At 65.6% G+C, this 18,265-nt stretch carries 14 protein-coding genes; 9 read left to right on the forward strand and 5 right to left on the reverse strand.

Annotated features, from left to right (window positions below):
* Positions 1–171: 171 nt before the first annotated feature.
* From L1892_RS21960 to L1892_RS21970, 3 genes are all read right to left on the reverse strand, one after another.
* The gene (locus L1892_RS21960) at positions 172–1,815 is read right to left on the reverse strand and encodes a class I adenylate-forming enzyme family protein (RefSeq protein ID WP_235725904.1); all 1,644 of its coding nucleotides are present in this window, start codon (positions 1,813–1,815) and stop codon (positions 172–174) included.
* 50 nt (positions 1,816–1,865) lie between these two features.
* Positions 1,866–2,999 carry a thiolase family protein gene (locus L1892_RS21965; RefSeq protein WP_235725905.1) on the reverse strand — a complete coding sequence of 378 codons (1,134 nt, stop codon included), beginning with the start codon at positions 2,997–2,999 and terminating at the stop codon, positions 1,866–1,868.
* A 138-nt stretch (positions 3,000–3,137) separates the two neighbouring features.
* Positions 3,138–4,517, reverse strand: a complete 1,380-nt coding sequence (locus L1892_RS21970) for an MFS transporter (protein ID WP_372475396.1) — start codon at positions 4,515–4,517, stop codon at positions 3,138–3,140.
* Positions 4,518–4,881: 364 nt separating this feature from the next.
* On the opposite strand from L1892_RS21970, the gene L1892_RS21975 reads away from it, so the two are divergent.
* The 3 genes from L1892_RS21975 (at position 4,882) to L1892_RS21985 (ending at position 9,336) form a co-directional block, all read left to right on the forward strand.
* On the forward strand, positions 4,882–6,078 hold the full coding sequence (locus L1892_RS21975) for an acyl-CoA dehydrogenase family protein (protein ID WP_235725944.1): 1,197 nt from the start codon (positions 4,882–4,884) through the stop codon (positions 6,076–6,078).
* Positions 6,079–6,088: 10 nt separating this feature from the next.
* Positions 6,089–7,246, forward strand: coding sequence for an acyl-CoA dehydrogenase family protein (locus tag L1892_RS21980; RefSeq protein ID WP_235725907.1), 1,158 nt, complete (start codon positions 6,089–6,091; stop codon positions 7,244–7,246).
* A 74-nt stretch (positions 7,247–7,320) separates the two neighbouring features.
* Entirely contained in the window at positions 7,321–9,336 is a 2,016-nt protein-coding gene (locus L1892_RS21985) for an NAD(+) synthase (protein ID WP_235725908.1), read from the forward strand.
* 23 nt (positions 9,337–9,359) lie between these two features.
* Here the strand turns inward: L1892_RS21985 and L1892_RS21990 are convergent, their stop codons facing one another.
* Positions 9,360–10,760: a WS/DGAT/MGAT family O-acyltransferase gene (locus L1892_RS21990; RefSeq protein ID WP_235725909.1), complete on the reverse strand. Its 1,401-nt coding sequence runs from the start codon at positions 10,758–10,760 to the stop codon at positions 9,360–9,362.
* Between the two features lie 178 nt (positions 10,761–10,938).
* On the opposite strand from L1892_RS21990, the gene L1892_RS21995 reads away from it, so the two are divergent.
* The 6 genes from L1892_RS21995 to L1892_RS22020 all read left to right on the forward strand — a co-directional run bounded on the left by L1892_RS21995 (position 10,939) and on the right by L1892_RS22020 (position 17,371).
* Positions 10,939–11,451, forward strand: a complete 513-nt coding sequence (locus L1892_RS21995) for a nuclear transport factor 2 family protein (RefSeq protein WP_235725910.1) — start codon at positions 10,939–10,941, stop codon at positions 11,449–11,451.
* A gap of 341 nt (positions 11,452–11,792) precedes the next feature.
* The gene (locus L1892_RS22000; protein WP_235725911.1) at positions 11,793–12,791 is read left to right on the forward strand and encodes an acyl-ACP desaturase; all 999 of its coding nucleotides are present in this window, start codon (positions 11,793–11,795) and stop codon (positions 12,789–12,791) included.
* Between the two features lie 32 nt (positions 12,792–12,823).
* Positions 12,824–14,002, forward strand: a complete 1,179-nt coding sequence (gene dusB, locus L1892_RS22005; protein ID WP_308191730.1) for a tRNA dihydrouridine synthase DusB — start codon at positions 12,824–12,826, stop codon at positions 14,000–14,002.
* 169 nt (positions 14,003–14,171) lie between these two features.
* Positions 14,172–16,268 (forward strand): LCP family protein, encoded by a 2,097-nt coding sequence (locus L1892_RS22010; RefSeq protein ID WP_235725913.1) that lies wholly within the window; start codon positions 14,172–14,174, stop codon positions 16,266–16,268.
* 101 nt (positions 16,269–16,369) lie between these two features.
* Positions 16,370–17,032 (forward strand): phosphate signaling complex protein PhoU, encoded by a 663-nt coding sequence (gene phoU / locus L1892_RS22015; protein ID WP_235725914.1) that lies wholly within the window; start codon positions 16,370–16,372, stop codon positions 17,030–17,032.
* A gap of 189 nt (positions 17,033–17,221) precedes the next feature.
* Positions 17,222–17,371 (forward strand): hypothetical protein, encoded by a 150-nt coding sequence (locus L1892_RS22020; protein ID WP_235725915.1) that lies wholly within the window; start codon positions 17,222–17,224, stop codon positions 17,369–17,371.
* Positions 17,372–17,474: 103 nt separating this feature from the next.
* Here the strand turns inward: L1892_RS22020 and pstB are convergent, their stop codons facing one another.
* Complete coding sequence (pstB, locus tag L1892_RS22025; protein WP_235725916.1) at positions 17,475–18,251, reverse strand: phosphate ABC transporter ATP-binding protein PstB; 777 nt, start codon at positions 18,249–18,251, stop codon at positions 17,475–17,477.
* Positions 18,252–18,265: the final 14 nt, after the last annotated feature.

Here is an 18,265-nt window from a genome sequence, read left to right on the forward strand (position 1 = left end):
ACGGGACCGCATCTGTACCTTGACAACTCAACAGTGTGAACAAGCCTGCTGACCGACCGACCCGAACGTCAGCGACGGACGCGACACCATCGCGGCCGGTCGGTCAGCACGCTCGATCAGCAGGCGGGTCGGCACCCACCGACACTCGTCCCCCTGCGACCGTCGCAACCGTCATGCGGTGACCAGACGCTCCCGGAGCGCAACCTTTTGGACCTTGCCGGCGGCTGACGTCGGTAGCGAATCCACCACGAGGACGTCCCGGATCTTTTTGTACGGCAACACTTGTTCGGCAACGTAGGCCTGCAGGCGATGGGTGTCGACCTGGTGACCGGCTGCTGCGACGATGAAGGCCACGGGTTCCTGGCCCACACTGCCCGCCTCGCGACCGACGACGGCCGCCGCGGCGACGTCCGGGTGGGTGACGAGAATCTCCTCGAGCTCACGCGGATACACGTTGTAGCCCTTGTAGATCAGCATGTCCTTTGCCCGATCGCAGATGTAGAGGTAGCCGTCGTAGTCGCGATAAGCGATGTCGCCGGTGTCGAGCCATCCGTCGACGTACTGAGCGGCGGTGATCTCGGGATGGTTGTGATAGCCGTCGGTGACCTGCGGTCCGCGGACCCAGAGCTCGCCACGCTGCCCGGGTTCCAGAACGGCCGCACGGTCGTCGGCGGACCGAATCTGGATCTCGGTGTCAAATGTAGGTAGTCCGACACTGCCGAGCCGATACTCGCCGTCGCCGGTCAGCGGAGCCGACGACACCAGGCAGGTCGCCTCGGTGAGTCCGTAACCCTCGACGACCGCGCCCGCAGGGAACGCCGATGTCAGCGTCTCCAACGTCACCTGATCGATGGGGGCGGCACCAGAGGACACGACGCGCACCGACGTCAGGTCACGATGAGCGACATCGGGGTGTGAGGCGAGTGCGTGCCACATCGCCGGGCTTCCCGTGACATACGTGGCCCGATGCCGCTCGATCAGTTCGAGCATGCCCGCCGGATCGAATCGGCCGGCCAGCACCTGGGTGGCGCCGCAGAGCAGCAGAAAGGACATGTTGATCAGGGCATGTGCGTGGAACAGCGGTGACACCACAACGGTCGCCGCCGACCCTGGAACCACGCCGCGCTCATCGGCGCCGTCGCGGCTCTCGAGCCGCACCAGTCCGGTCGCGTCGGCGACCACCGCATGACCGGCCCGCCACCCGACCATCTGCGTCACATTCGCCACGACATTGCGGTGCAGCACCCGGACCCCCTTCGACACGCCCGTCGTGCCGCCGGTGAAGGCGAGATGCGCCAGATCCGATCCGACCACGTCGGTGATCGCCGGATCGGTATGGCCGGCAGTGAACTCCGCCAAGGTGATCACACCGTCCGGAACGGTTTCGACATCGACACCGGGTCGATCGGCCAGCACGACAGCGGTCACACCGTGATCGCTGTCGGCTTCGAGGAGACGATCGAGCTGCGCACTGCCCGTGAACGCAATCGACGCTCCGGTCTCGGCCAGTTGTGCTCGCAAGCCTGGCATCGGCTGCAACGGATTGACCGGCGTGACAGCCGCACCGGCGCGCAACGAACCGTAGTAGCAGACGAGGAACTCGATGCTGTTGCCCAGATGCAACAGCACCACGTCGCCGTCCCCGACACCCGCGGCACGCAGCGCCGCGGACACACGTGCCGTCGCCACATCGAGTTCGTCGTAGGTGACTATGCGGTCCTCGTCGACCACAGCGGCCCGCGAACCGTACATCCGCGCCGTACTCGGTGGCAGCGCCGCCATCGTGATGTCCGGGTAGTTCAGCTCCGTGCTCATCGATCTCCTGTCTCGGTGCGCCCCGAATGCATGTCCTCGCCGGGCCGGCGTCAGAGACGCTCGACGATGGTGGCGTTGGCCATCCCGCCGGCTTCGCACATCGACTGCAAGCCGTACCGGATGCCGTTGTTGCGCATGTGATGTACGAGTCGCGTCATGAGAATCGCGCCGGAGCCACCGAGCGGATGGCCCACCGCGATGGCGCCGCCGAGCGGATTCACCCGATCCGCGTCAGCACCGGTCTCGATCTGCCAGGCCAGCGGCACCGGCGCGAACGCCTCGTTGATCTCGAACGCGCCGATGTCGCCGATGGTCAGACCGGACCGCTCGAGAGCTTTCGCAGTTGCTGCGATCGGGCCGGTGAGCATGATGACGGGGTCGTCACCGGCTACCACCGCCGTGTGTACCCGGGCAATCGGCGTGAACCCGTGCTCAGCCGCAGTCTGCGAACACATGACGAGCAACGCCGCCGCACCATCGGAGATCTGAGAAGCATTGCCGGCGTGAATAACCCCGTCCTCTCGGAAAGCGGGCTTGAGCGCCGACATCGACTCGAGCGTGCCGCCACGCCGAATGCCCTCATCCCCTTCGAGGACGCCGGTGATCGGCGCCAGTTGCCCGTCGAAGGCGCCCGCATCAGCGGCTTGGGCGGCGAGTTCGTGTGAGCGAAGGGAGAACTCGTCGAGGGCGGTCCGGCTCAGCGACCATTTCTGGGCCATCATCTCCGCCCCGATGCCCTGACTGAAGCGATCGACGCCGTACCGGTCGAGGACGGTGGGCGGCTGACTCTCCCCGTTGGGCGCGGCGCTCCCCATCGGCACTCGGCTCATCGACTCCACACCGCCGGCCACCACGACGTCCTGTTGACCGGAGATCACCGCGGCCGCAGCCATACTGAGCGCTTGTTGGCTGGATCCGCAGGCCCTGGTCACCGTGGTGCCCGGCACCGATTCCGGCCAACCGGCGGCCAGAATCGCAGTACGCGCGACGTTGCCTGCCTGCTCGGAGGTCTGACTGACACACCCCCAGACGACATCGTCGATCACGGCCGGATCGAGCCCGGTCCGCTCGACCAACGACTCGAGCACATGTGCCGACAGGTCGGCGGGATGGATGCCGGACAGGGCGCCGCGTCGACGTCCGATCGGCGTGCGGACGGCATCGACGATCACTGCATCACGCATGGGATCTCCTTGAACTGAAATGCGGCTTGTACTGATGTGCGGCTCGGCTGCGGTGGCGAGACGCGCCCTCCCATCGAATGAACCTCGTGCGGCATACGAGCACAAGATGTTTCACACTCACGGTGCGATAGCCCTCGCCTATGTCGCGTGCGCGCCGACCGGCAGGTCCCGGCGCACCAGCACCTTGTCCCGCTCCGGATTCGCGAACACCAGGGCGAGGACCGCGCATACGGAGGCAACGATGCCGATGATCTGGAACGAGGTCGCGTAGCCGGCCGCCGGGGTCGAGGCGTTGTCGACGATGACGCCCGTGGCGTACGGGGCGACCAGACCGCCGATGGCCATGATCGCGAGGAAAACACCCAGCGTCCCGGCGGTCTGGCGCGGCGGGCAGATTTCCGAGATGGCTGCGTTGAACAGCGGGAACACCGAGGTGGCGCAGCCGTAGCCGAGCGAGACCACCAACACCGCGAGGGCCGGGGTACTGATCCCTGGGAGGGTCACCAACAGCACGCCGGCGACGAGCACGCCCGTCGAGGGGACGATCACCCGCAACTTGCGTGATGTCGCACCGCGAGAGATCAGCCGGTCACCGACCACGGACGTCACGAGCATCATCGCGAGTCCGACGATCGAGGGCAGCGCGAACATCGACCCGGCTTCCAATCGGCTGTAACCCAAGCCCTTCTCGAAATAGGAGGGCAACCAGGTCAGCACCACCGTGACCAGCGCGTACACGCTCATCACCAGAAGTGCGGCGCTGATGAAGGTCCGGGTGGTGAAGATCCGCACCCACGGCACAGCAGGTTCGTCTGCTCCGGATACCGACGTAACCGAGGTGCTGTCGCCCGAGCCCTTGGGCTGCTTGCCGCCCGCGATATAGGGTCCGTCCTTCCAGGTGGCCAGCCAGACCACGCACCACAACAGACCCGCGACCGAAAGCGTGATCAGGGCTGCCCGCCAGCCGAGGTTGACGGTGATGACCGCCAGGATCGGGGCGATGGCGATCTTGGCGATCGATGCCGCCCCGGCCAACAGCGCGCCGGGAAGTGCTCGGCGGGCCGGTGGATGCCACGAGTAAGCGGCCGTGTGCAGCAGCGCCGAACTCGGCCCCTCGGCGAATCCTAGGAACAACCGACTCACGATGAGCACCGAGAACGCAGCGACCGCCACCATCGGCAGCATGGCCGCCGCCCAGCACACGGCCAGGATGACCAACGCCCACCGCAGCGACAGCCATCGGTTCAAAGCGCCGGCAAAGAACCCGCCGATCGTGAAGGTGAGGAAGAAGAGGCTGCCGACCAGACCGATCTGCGATGAATTGAAACCCAACTCGTCGGCGAGTGACTGCGCGATGATCCCGAGGACTGCCTTGTCGGCATAGTTGACGACATACAGAGCGACGAGCAGGGAGGTCAGTCCCCATGCCCGGCGCCGAAGCGCGCCATCGGCGGGGACTGCGTCGGTCACGGGCGCACCTCCGGTGGCCGCGTCCGATCTGGCCTTGATGGTGGGCATGTCGTCCTCCTGCGACGGAAAATGGATGGGGGTGTCGAGCGAAGTAATCAGCACAGGTGACGTGAGCGAGGCTCGAACATCATCGTGTCGTGGATCACATCTGCGATCATTGAACCCCTCCCGCGCAATCGCGGGCAATGCCGGTTCGACGAATCGACAGACTGCGAATACCTATGGGTGCGGTCACCATGTCCCGCGACCACCCGTCATTGGCTCCCGCTAACAGATCGTTAGTCGATGACCTCGTTCCGCTACCGAGGTCTGCAGGGCATGCTGAGAGGGTTCAGTGATGCCGGCCACCGCCGGCATCACGCCACGACTGTCTCTCCCCGGCCGAACCGCACCCAAAAGAGAAGAGATCACGATGGCCCGCCTCGCACAGACCCTGGGTCTCACCGACATCCAGACCGAGATTCTGGCGAACGTCCGACAGTTCGTCGACAAGCAGATCATCCCGAACGCCCAGCAACTCGAGCACAACGATTCATATCCACACGAGATCGTCGACGGGATGCGCGACATGGGCCTGTTCGGCCTGATGATCCCTGAGGAATACGGCGGGCTCGGCGAGTCGCTGCTCACGTACGCGTTGTGCGTCGAAGAACTGGCGCGCGGGTGGATGAGCGTGTCCGGGGTGATCAACACCCATTTCATCGTTGCCTACATGCTGCGTCAGCACGGAACCGAGGAACAGAAGCGCAGATTCCTGCCACGGATGGCGACCGGCGAAGTGCGCGGCGCGTTCTCGATGTCCGAACCGGAACTCGGTTCGGATGTGGCCGCGATCAAGACCACCGCCAAGCGCACCGCCGACGGTGACTACTCGATCAGTGGCCAGAAGATGTGGCTGACCAACGGCGCGAGTTCGACGCTGGTGGCCGCGCTGGTGCGGACCGAGGAGGGCCAGGACAAGGCGCACAAGAATCTCACCACCTTCCTGGTGGAGAAACCCGCCGGGTTCGGCGAAGTGCTCCCCGGGGTGACCATCCCGACCAAGATCGACAAGATGGGCTACAAGGGAATCGACACCACCGAGCTCATCTTCGACGGTTACCGCGCCTCGGCCGACGACATTCTCGGCGGCTTCCCGGGCCGCGGGTTCGCCCACATGATGGACGGGGTCGAGGTGGGCCGGGTCAACGTATCTGCACGCGCCTGTGGAGTGGCCCAGCGCGCCTTCGAGCTCGCCGTTCGCTACGCCCAGCAACGATCAACCTTCGGTAAGCCGATCGCACAGCACCAGGCGATTGCGTTCAGCCTCGCCGAAATGGCCACCAAGGTGGAGGCCGCACACCTGATGATGGTCAACGCCGCCCGACTCAAGGATTCCGGCGACCGCAACGACGTGTCGGCCGGAATGGCCAAATACCTGTGCAGCGAGTACTGCGCGGAGGTCACCCAGGCAAGCTTTCGCATCCACGGTGGCTACGGCTACTCCAAAGACTTCGAGGTCGAACGGCTCATGCGGGAGGCGCCGTTTCTACTCATCGGTGAGGGCACCAGCGAGATCCAGAAACAGATCATCAGCAAGGGACTACTGCGCGACTACCGCGAGAACTGAGGGGAAAACCATGCAGCGCACCGTGTTCAACGACGATCACGAGACATTCCGCAAAACCCTTCGCGACTTCATCGCCAAAGAGGTCGTGCCGCACTACCACGACTGGGAGAAGCAGGGCCACCCGCCGCGCAACTTCTACAATCGGCTCGGCGAACTCGGCGTGCTCGGCATCGAAGCGCCTGAGGAGTTCGGCGGCGGCGGCATCAAGGACTTCACCTACTCGATGGTGATCGCCGAGGAGACATCGGCGGCCGGCGTGACCTTCGGCAGCTATTCGGTGCATTCGAATCTCATCCTGCCCTACCTGATGGAGTACGGAACCGACGAGCAGAAGCACCGCTGGCTGCCCGGATTCTGCTCCGGCGACATCATGTTCGCCATCGCGATGACCGAGCCGGGAACCGGCTCGGACCTCGCCAACATCTCCACCACCGCCACGCTGTCCGAGGACGGCAGCCACTACGTGCTCGACGGCGCGAAGACATTCATCACCGGTGGTGCACTCGCCGACCGCGTCCTGGCCGTCTGTCGCACTTCGCCGTTCGACGCGGACAACCGCCGGTCCGGGCTCTCAATCCTGGTTGTCGACACCACCTCCGAAGGGTTCTCCGTCGGCCGCAAGTTGGAGAAGATCGGGCTGAAGGCATCCGACACCGCGGAGCTGGCGTTCAGTTCGGTTCGCGTTCCCGTCGAAGATCGCCTCGGCGACGAGGGCGCGGGATTCTCGTATCTCACACACAATCTCGCGCAGGAACGGCTGACCATCGCGGTCGGCGCATCGGCCACCGCCGCGGCCGCAGTACAGCACGCGCTGGCATACACCACCGAGCGCGATGTTTTCGGCAAACCGGTGTCGTCGTTCCAGAACACCAAGTTCGTGCTTGCCGAATGCTCCGCCGAGGTCGAGGCGATCCGGCAGTTCGTCGACCGGGCCATGGAACTGCACAACGCCGGGGATCTCTCGGTGCCCGACGCGGCACGAGTGAAATTGTTCGCCACCGAGACCGCCGGCCGGGTCATCGACAAATGTCTGCAACTGCACGGCGGGTACGGCTACATCCTGGAATACCCGATCGCCCGCCTCTACGCCGACACCCGAGTGTCGCGAATCTACGGCGGCACCAACGAGGTGATGAAGACGATCATCGCCAAGGACCTGGGGCTGTAGCGGACTCGGTCATGGTGGCACCGCCGACGCGAGGACCGACGTGGGACCGGGCGGCCCTCGGATAGGCTCGCAGTGTGTCTGTCTATGACCACGGATTCGCCCGGGTGACCGGAGCGGTCCCACTCGTCGCCCTCGCCGACCCGGCCACCAATGCCAAACGCATCATCGAACAGGTGCGCGCATCCGCCGACGATGGCACGGCTCTCGTGGTGTTCCCGGAGTTGGGATTGTGCGGTTACAGCATCGACGACTTGTTTCACCAGGACGCGATCATCGACGCCTGTCTGGCAGGTCTGGCGACGATCGTCGAGGCGACGACGGGGCTGCGGCCGGTGGTGGCAGTGGGGTTGCCGCTGCAGGTCGGCGACGGCCTCTACAACTGCGCCGCAGTGATCCACGACGGCGAGGTGCTGGGCGTGGTGCCGAAGTCGTATCTGCCCAATTACCGGGAGTTCTACGAACAGCGCTTCTTCGCGGCCGCCCGCGACGCACCGGTCACCACCGTGACCGTGCTCGGCCGCGACGTGCCGTTCGGGGCGGATCTGATCTTCGAGGCGACCGACCTCGAGGGTTTCGGAGTTCACGTGGAGATCTGCGAGGACGGTTGGGTGCCCATTCCGCCGAGCACCTGGGCAGCGCTGGGCGGTGCGACAGTGCTGGCCAACCTCTCCGGCAGCCCGGTCACCGTGGGCAAAGAGAGCTATCGAAAGGCCCTGTGCACCAGTCACTCCGCTCGGTGCGTCGCCGCCCACATCTATGTGGCGGCCGGGTTCGGGGAATCGACCACCGACCTGGCCTGGGACGGCGACGCCTTGATCACCGAGAACGGGACCCTGCTGGCACGCTCCGAGCTGTTCGCGATGGAGGCACAGACCATCACCGCCGACATCGACCTGGACCGGCTGCGTCAGGAACGGATGCGGATGATCAGTCTGCGCGACCAGGTCGGCGATTTCGCCGACGACCTCAAGCCGTTGCGCCGGATCCGATTCGCCCTGGGTGAGACCGCCTCGGCAGACGACAGCCTGCGCCGCGCGGTCCCTCGATTCCCGTTCGTGCCCGCGGATTCCGCCGACCGCGACGCGCGCTGCCGCGAGGTCGGCAACATCCAGGTCCAAGGACTCGCCGCGCGGCTGCGCGCCACCGGCATGGACAAGATCGTCATCGGCGTGTCCGGCGGTCTCGACTCCACTCTGGCGCTGCTGGTCGCGGTGGACACCTTTGACCGACTCGGGCTGCCGCGCGAGAACATCCTCGCCTATACGATGCCCGGTTTCGCGACCGGATCGGCAACGCTGCGGCGGGCACACATCCTGATGGACAGCCTCGGTGTGAGCGGCACCGAGATCGACATCCGTCCGTCCTGCGAGCAGATGCTCGCCGACCTGGGCCATCCGTACGCGCGTGGCGAGCAACTCTACGACGTCACCTTCGAAAACGTACAGGCCGGCGAGCGGACCTCGCATCTGTTCCGGCTGGCCAACCACCACGGCGCGTTCGTGTTGGGCACCGGAGATCTCTCCGAGCTGGCACTGGGTTGGTGCACCTACGGGGTGGGCGACCAGATGTCGCACTACAACGTGAACTCGTCGGTGCCCAAAACGCTGATCCAACACCTGATCCGGTGGATGATCGCCACCGGCGCCTATTCCGACGAGACGGCCGACGTTCTGGCCGAGATCCTCGACGACGTCATCTCACCGGAGCTGGTGCCGGCCGACGACGACGGTCGCATCCAGAGCACCGAGGACACCGTCGGCCCCTACGAGCTGCACGACTTCTTCCTGTATCACCTCACCCGGTTCGGTTACCGTCCCGAGAAAATCGCCTACCTGGCGGGCCAGGCGTGGGGCGACCGGGACCGCGGCGCGTGGTCGGAGTTGCTGACCGCTGATCGGCGCAACGAATACGATGCGGCCACCATCGACAGTTGGCTCCGGGTGTTCTTGACGCGGTTCATGAACAGTCAATTCAAGCGCAGCGCGATGCCCAACGGACCGAAGGTCGGTTCCGGTGGTTCACTGTCCCCGCGCGGGGATTGGCGGGCCCCCAGCGACTCGGGTGCCCGCGCGTGGCTCGACAGCTTCTGACCGACCGCCCGCCGTGACCGGAGTCAGTCGCAGGCCTCGAGCAGCTGCTTGAGTTCCTCGTCGAAGGCGTGCGCGATCGACCAGACGTCGGGTGTCTGGTCGGTGCAGGCGACCACGCCGACGTTGATGTGACCGTCGGCGGAGAACACGGTGATGTTGAGCCCGAGGCCGTGAAAGATCGGCCCGAGCGGATACACCGACGTCACCCGCGCACCGAGGAAGTAGAGCGGGAAATCGGGGCCGGGGACATTGGATACCAGCACGTTGAAGATCGGCGGATGACTTGTCGCGAGGTGGCGATCGCCATAGAACTTCATCAGCGTCGACATCGTGGTTCCCGGCGCGAACTGGGCCCAGCCGCGCAACATGTTCGCGTCGATCTCTGCGTGATGCTCCTTGGAGGTCCGGGTGAGGTCGGCGGCGCGCTCCACCCGCGCGACCGGGTCGCCGAGATCCGACGGCAACCGCGTGAACATGCCGGTCACCTTGTTGGTGCCGGTGGTGACCAGTGAGCTCTCATCAGACCCGTGTACCGACACCGGCACCATCGCGATCAGCGGCTGTTCGGGTAGCTCGTCGTGTTCGAGCAGGTAGCTACGCAACGCTCCGCCGGTGATGGCGAGCACGACGTCGTTAATCGTGACGCCGAACCGGTTCTTGACCCTCTTCACGTCGTCAAGGGACAGCTGGGTGAGCGCGATCGACCGATGCGGGGTGATCGGCCCGTTGAAGCGGGTCCGCGGCGCCTGGAACGGCGCAGGCATGGCCGACTTGGAGCGGCTGCGGCGAAACCATCCGATCGGGACGCCGACAGTACCGGGCACCAACTTCGCCATCGCGATCGGTCGCTGCACGAAGAAATTGACCGCCCCACCGACGGCCATCGAGGTCCGCGACGACGGGCCGGCCGTCTCCTGCATCTTCGCGGTGTCGAGATCCGGGGATTCGGGTGTGAGCGTGCACAGTTGGGCGAGCATCTCGGCGCTGGTCACCCCGTCGGTGCCGGCGTGGTGCATCCGTAGCATCGCGGCGATCCGGCCGTCGGCCATCCCTTCGATGATCCACAACTCCCACAACGGCTTTCCACGGTCGAGGGTCTGCCCGGCAAGATGTCCGCACAGTTCGGCGACCTCGAGTTCGCCACCGGGTGCGGGCACCGCCACGCGATGCACGTGTCGCTCGATGTCGAACCGTTCGTCCTCGATCCACACCGGGTGATCGATGTTGAGCATCGAATTGTCCAGTTTGCGTCGAAAAGCCGGCATGGCCGCGATGCGGCGTTCGAGTTCGTCGCGCATCTTCTCGAAGCTGTAACCACCGGGCACGGTCGTCGGGTCGATCTCCATCAACCCGATCACCTGCATCAGCTGAGATCGGGTCTCCAAGTACAGGAATGACGCGTCGAGTCCGCTCAACCGTTGCATACGATCACCATCTGCTCCCACCGATCTCACTGCCGAGCCACCCCGGGTGATGCCCGCCGTTTGCGAACCGTCCTCATCATGCCTGAGGCCCGCGCCGCGACGGGCCGGTTCAGCTCAGGTGACCGGCTGCGGCGAAGCCACCCGAATGAGAACACGTTCAGGGTAGGGTCGCCTCCCGATGAGCACATACAGCCACGCCGAGCTCGACGACGCCTTTCGCGTCTTCCAGAAGACGGTCGCCGAGATCGCGGTGACCCGTGACTGGGATCGTTTCGCCGAGATGTTCACCACCGACGCCCGCTACATCGAGCACGCGCTGGGCACCATGGCCGGGCGCGAGGAGATCCGCACCTGGATCTGGAAGACCATGACCACGTTCCCCGGCAGCCACATGACCGGCTTTCCAGCCCTGTGGCACGTGGTGGACGCACCGACGGGGCGGGTGATCTGCGAGGTCGACAACCCCATGCGCGACCCCGGCGACGGCACCCACATCACGGCCACCAACCTGACGATCCTCACCTACGCCGGGGACGGTCTGTGGTCGTGCGAAGAAGATGTGTACAACCCCTTGGAGTTCGGACAGGCCGCGGCGCGTTGGTGTGAGAAGGCCGAGCAACTCGGCACCCTTGACGCCGAGGCCCTCCGGTGGCGGGAGACCGTCGGTGCGATGTTCGCCCGGCGCCGGTAGCACCCGACGATCACGCGCCGGGCATTCGGCGCATGCCCGGCGATGTTGGATGTGATCCCCCGGCCGGTGGTGAATCCGCCTGTTTTGCTGTGAATTCACTGCGAGCGGTACCGATGATCGGCCGGTATCGGGCACCATCGACAGGCAACGAGCACGAGGTCGAGGCAGGTGACCGAGGACACGCGAGCCGCACGTAACGAAGCGGGGCCGCGGTTACGATTGCGTAGGTATGGACTTGGGTCGACCGGCCCGGTGACGTACCCTGGACGACTGATCACCGTGTCAGTCGGGCGTCGAGACCACCAGACACGACATGCGGACAACACCGTTCGGAGGAAAGTATGCCACGCGAGCTGACTCAGCTTGAACTGCTCAAGGAGCTGTCGCCGGTCGCCGAGGACAACGTCAACCGGCACCTGAAGATCGCCAAGGACTGGAACCCGCACGACTACGTCCCGTGGGACGAGGGCCGCAACTTCGCCGCTCTCGGCGGCGTCGACTACGACCCCGAGCAGTCTCAGCTCGACGAAGTCGCCAAGGCCGCGATGGTCACCAACCTGCTCACCGAGGACAACCTCCCCTCCTACCACCGAGTGATCGCCGAGAACTTCTCGATGGACTCGGCCTGGGGCCACTGGGTAGGCCGCTGGACCGCCGAGGAGAACCGGCACGGCATCGTCATGCGCGACTACCTCGTGGTGACCCGCGGCGTCGACCCGGTCGCCCTCGAAGAGGCCCGGATGATCCACATGACCAACGGCTACGATCCGTTGCTGGCCGCAGCCGACCGTGCCGAGGAGATGAAGGAAAAGGGCGAGGAGGTCGGCCTGCTGCATTCGGTTGCCTACGTCACCTTCCAGGAGCTCGCCACTCGTGTCAGCCACCGCAACACGGGCAAGGCCTGCGCGGACCCCATCGCCGACAAGATGCTGCAGCGCATCGCCGCCGATGAGAACCTGCACATGATCTTCTACCGCAACATCTGCGGCGCCGGCATGGACATCTCGCCCGACCAGACGCTGCGCGCGGTCACCGATATCGTGACGAACTTCCAGATGCCCGGCGCGGGGATGCCGAACTTCCGCCGCAACGGCGTGCTGATGGCCAAGCACGGCATCTACGACCTGCGCCAGCACCTCGAAGAGGTCATCATGCCCGTTCTGCGGAAGTGGAAAGTCTTCGAACGCGAAGACTTCTCCGCGGAAGGCGAGAAGACCCGCGAGGAGCTCGGCAACTTCCTCGAACAGCTCGAAAAGGACACCATCCGCTTCGAGGAGATGCGCGACCGCTCACTCGCCCGCGAGGCCAAGAAGCGGGAACGGGAGCAGCAGGCATCCTGACCACGACCATCAACCGCCCGGCGCCTTCGGACATCGAAGGCGCCGGTTCGGCGTCTCCAGAAGCCGGAACCGCAGCTCTGCGGATCAGTTCCATCGAACTGGCCAGCCCCGTCGTGCTGGCCCCGATGGCCGGGGTCACCAACGTCGCCTTCCGCACCCTGTGCCGCGAACTCGAACTGGCCCGCACCGGCACGGTGTCGGGTCTGTATGTGTGTGAGATGGTCACCGCCCGCGCACTCGTTGAGCGACATCCGGTCACCATGCACATGACGACCTTCGGTCCGGACGAGAATCCGCGATCGATGCAGCTCTACACCGTCGACCCCGAGAACACCTACGCCGCGGCCAAGATGATCGTCGACGAGAACCTCGCCGACCACATCGACATGAACTTCGGTTGCCCGGTCCCCAAGGTGACCCGCAAGGGCGGCGGATCAGCAATTCCTTACAAGCGCAAGCTTTTCCAGCGAATCGTCGCAGCCGCGGTGAAGGCCACCGAAGGCACCTCGATCCCGGTGACCGTGAAGTTCCGGATCGGCATCGACGACGAACACCACACGCACCTCGACGCGGGCCGCATCGCCGCCGGCGAAGGCGCACAGGCCGTGGCCCTGCACGCGCGCACCGCTTCTCAACGCTATTCGGGCACCGCCGACTGGGACGAGATCGCCCGCCTCAAAGACCACGTCACCGAGGTGCCGGTCCTGGGCAACGGCGACATCTTCGAGCCCGCCGACGCGATCGCGATGATGCGTCACACCGGGTGCGACGGGGTCGTGATCGGCCGCGGTTGCCTCGGCCGCCCGTGGCTCTTCGCCGAACTCGCCGCCGAACTGAACGGGCTCGAGGCGCCTGCTGCGCCAAATCTCGGCGAGGTGTCGAAGATCATCGTGCGCCACGGTGAACTGCTCGCTGCCCACCACGGCGAGAACAAGGGCATGCGCGAGATCCGCAAACACGTCGCCTGGTACCTGCGCGGCTTTCCGGCCGGCTCGGACCTGCGTAACCGACTCGCTCTCGTCGGCACCCTCGAGGAGCTGCGCGAACTGGTCGCGACGCTGCCCGACGACGCACCGTTTCCCGACGACGGTCACGGACCCCGCGGTCGGCAGGGCTCCCCGGCCAAGGTGGCGTTGCCGGAGGGATGGCTAGACGACCCGTACGAGGACGTCGTGCCCGAAGGCGCCGAGGTGATGCACTCGGGTGGATGACCTGCCCATTGCGCTTGTCCGCATGGTGGCTGAGAGATCTTCTCAGGTGCAATCAGTACTATGACGCGGAGGTTCCGCGTGCGCGGAGCCATGTCATGGTGCGCCAGAGCTGGTGCGCGAGAGCCGACAACCCGGTGCGCCACTGCGTCGGGGTCGAGGGGAATCAGAGTTGAGTCGTAGGGGATCGGGACCGGACGAACCGGCCGACGAGGGCAGTACGCCCCGCCGGGGCCGGCGCGCGGGCCGCTCCGGAGCCGCCAACGACTTCTCCGAGATGTTCGGTCAGGCCCCCACCAACGATGCCCCGGCGCACGGGGCCCTCCATGAGCCACGCGCCACCGACCGCTATGTGCGCGGCCGCACCCGCCTGACGGTGCGCGAGCTCATGGAGCAGATGAACGCGGGCGGTGAGGTCGGCCCGGCCGAGCCCAGCGGAGCTCGCCCACAACCGCCGGCCGACGAGGCACCGACCGAGGTGCACCGGTTCGAGGACCTCGAACGATTCCCCCACGAGAACGACGTCACCACGCAGATCCCGACGATCCGGCCGCCGGCGACTGTCCCCGACACCGACGTCGATCTCTCCGACGACGCCACCCGCGAGCGGGTCACCGCCGAGTCACGCGGTCAGGGCAGTCGCGTGCGGCCGTTGCAGCCCACTCCGGATCTATCCGACACCATCCCGCCGAGGTCGCGACCTCGGCGCCATCCCGGCGCCCGCGCGGGCCGTCGCAACCTCGGTCACAACGTCACCGTCACCGGACGCATCCTCGTCGCGGTCGCCTGCGTGATGGCACTGGTGGGCACCGGTTTTGTCTGGGGTTATCTGCAGTCGTGGAACGGCAACTGGAAGACCATCAACGCGGTCAACCCCGAAGACGCCAACATCCGCAACAAGGATGCCCAGTACGGCGACGAGAACTACCTCATCGTCGGCACCGACACCCGGGCCGGCCAGAACGCGAAGGTGGGCGCAGGAACCACCGATGACGCGGCGGGCGCCCGCTCCGACACCATCATCCTGGTCAACATCCCGGCCAACCGCAGTCGCGTCGTCGCCGTGTCCTTCCCGCGTGACCTGCAGGTGGACCGGCCCGCCTGCCAGCAGTGGGACAACGCCACCGGCACCTACGGTGAAGAACTACCCCCCGCGTACGGCGTCAAGCTCAACGGGGTCTATGCCGACGGCGGCCCGAAGTGCCTGGTCAGCGTGATCACGCAGATGAGTGGTCTCAACATCAACCGGTTCATCGCCATGGACTTCTTCGGCTTCGAGAAGGTCGTGCGCGCGGTCGGCGGCGTCGAGGTGTGCTCCCCCACCCCGCTCTACGACTACGAACTCGGTCAGGTGCTGCGCAAGCCGGGTACCCAGAAGCTGACCGGCAGGCGCGCGCTCAACTACGTGCGAGCCCGCAACATCGCGTCGGAGGGCAACGGCGACTACGGACGCATCAAACGCCAGCAACTGTTCATGTCGTCACTGCTGCGGGCGACCCTGTCCGGCAATGTCCTGTCGAGTCCCAACAAGCTCAACAGCATCGTCAACACATTCATCGAATACAGCTTCGTCGACGGGGTCGACACCCAGTCGCTGCTGAACCTGGCCGAATCGATGCAAGGTATCGAGGCCGGGCGCGTGACCTTCCTGACCATCCCGACGTCGGGCACCACGACCGACGGGCTGAACAACGAGATCCCGCGCACCGACGACATCAACGCCATCTTCAACGCGATCATCGACGACGCCCCCCTGCCCGGCGAACAGGCCAAGCAGCAGGCGGCATCGTCGTCGAGCAGTTCGTCGACGTCGGCGACGTCACGCAGTACCACCTCCGAGTCGGCGCCGACGCAGGTGTCGGCGACCGCACAGAACCCCGGCAACGTGGGAGTCCGTGTACTCAACGGCAGTGGGCGTACCGGCGCCGCCGGCGACACCTCCGATCAACTGGTGTCGATCGGCTTCGACGTCCGCGGGGTGGCCGATGCCTCGGAGAACCGCGAGGACACCGTCATCCGGTACGGCGGCGGTGAAGAGGACTCTGCCGCCACCCTGGCCACGATGTTCCCGGGATCGTCGATCCAACTCGACCGCACGGTGAAGTCGGGTGTCGAGGTGATCCTGGGTTCGGACTACGACGGTTCGATGGGCTCTCCGGCCGCCGTCGGGAGCACGATCTCGGTGTCGCAGCTGCCGCCGGCCTCCAACACGTCCAACCTGCCCAACGACCTCGCGGTGACCAACGCAGGCGACACTACCTGCAGCTGACCTGCGCGAACACGCCAAACGCGCAGTATGCACCGGGCGTTCACGGCTCGTTCATCCGCAGGGTCCACAAGCCCACCGGTGTGCCAAGTATTGTGGACTACATGCGTACCGCCTACCATGAGCAGCTCGACGCGCTCAACACCATCCTCGGCGAGATGTGCGAACTCGCCGGCTCGTCGATGGCCCGCGCCACCCAGGCCCTGCTCCAGGCCGATCTGGCCATCGCCGAAGAGGTCCTTTCCGAGACCGAGAGAATGAATCAGCTGTCGGCCCGCGCCGAGGAACAGGCGTTCGCGCTGCTCGCCCTGCAGGCGCCGGTGGCCGGTGATCTGCGTGGGATCGTCAGCGGTTTCCAGATCGTCGCCGACGTGGACCGGATGGGTGCGCTGGCGCTGCATGTGGCCAAGGTCGCGCGTCGCCGTCACCCCGCCAAGGCACTGCCCGAGGAGGTCAACGGCTACTTCGCCGAGATGGGCCGCCTCGCCGTGCAGCTGGCCACCACCGCCCGCGAGGTGCTCAACACGCAGAATCCGCAAGATGCCATCCGCCTGCAGGAGGATGACGACGCGATGGACGACCTGCACCGGCACCTGTTCACGGTCCTGATGGACCGGGAGTGGAGCCACGGCGTGGCCGCTGCCGTCGACGTCACCCTGCTCGGCCGCTACTACGAGCGCTTCGCCGACCACGCGGTTCTCATCGGACGCCGGGTGGTCTTCCAGGCGACCGGTCAGACACCCGAGCAGTTCCTCGAGGTGTCCTGACACGCCGACCTGTGCTTCCCCACCGCACCGCCGATCTCGCTCGATGAGGCCGGCGGTGCGGTCGTCTGTGGTACCTCGTCCCCACCTCCGATGCGGTCCAGATCCCTCGACGTATCTGTTTGAGACGGCGCTCACCATGTCTGACTTGGGATTTCGCCCTCGGACCGAGTGCACGCTAGGGTGACCGACATGGATCGGCACCATCGTGTGGAACCCGACTTCAACGCCGTCGACGACGACGGGCACGCTGCGGCTGCCCACCGACGACAGATCCTCACCTACAGCGGATTCACGCTGTCGCTGATCGCGTTGTTGGTCATCCTGGTCGTCAGTATGTGACCCTCCCTCGGTCACACACTAAACCCTCCCCCCACCGAAACGACTCGCGCCGCAGACCTTGTCGGTCCGCGGCGCGAGTCGTCGATCGTGTGGCTGTCGGATTTCAGCCGAAGCGGCCGGAGATGTAGTCCTCGGTTTCCCGCTTGGTCGGCGCCGAGAACATCGTCTCGGTGTCGTTGATCTCGATCAGCTGACCGGGCTGGCCGACGCCTTCGAGGTTGAAGAACGCGGTCTGGTCACTCACACGGGCAGCCTGCTGCATGTTGTGGGTGACGATGACGATCGTGTAGTCCTTTTTCAGCTCACCCATCAGATCCTCGATGGCGAGCGTAGAGATCGGGTCGAGCGCCGAGCACGGCTCGTCCATCAGCAACACGTCCGGCGACACTGCGATCGCACGGGCGATGCACAGACGCTGCTGCTGTCCGCCCGACAGGCCGCCGCCCGGCTTGTCGAGGCGATCCTTGACCTCTTCCCACAGGTTGGCGCCGCGCAGGCTGCGCTCGCACACCTCGTTGAGCTGACTCTTGTTGCGGACGCCCTGCAGCTTCAGCCCGGCCACCACGTTGTCACGGATCGACATGGTGGGAAACGGGTTCGGCCGCTGGAACACCATGCCGATGGTGGTGCGCACCGCGGTCGGGTTGATGTCCTTGGCGTAGATGTCCTCACCGTCGAGCAGCACGCTGCCCACCGCGTAGGCGCCCGGAATCTCCTCGTGCATGCGATTGAGCGTGCGCAACACGGTGGACTTGCCACACCCCGACGGCCCGATGAAAGCCGTGATGCTGCGGGGCGGCACCGAGAGAGTCACGTCCTTGACGGCGTGGAACTTGCTGTAATAGACGTTGAGATCTTTGATGTCGAGGCGCTTGGCCATGATGATGCCTTTGC

This window comes from Gordonia tangerina (genome assembly GCF_021556435.1).
Taxonomy (GTDB): Bacteria; Actinomycetota; Actinomycetes; order Mycobacteriales; family Mycobacteriaceae; genus Gordonia; species Gordonia tangerina.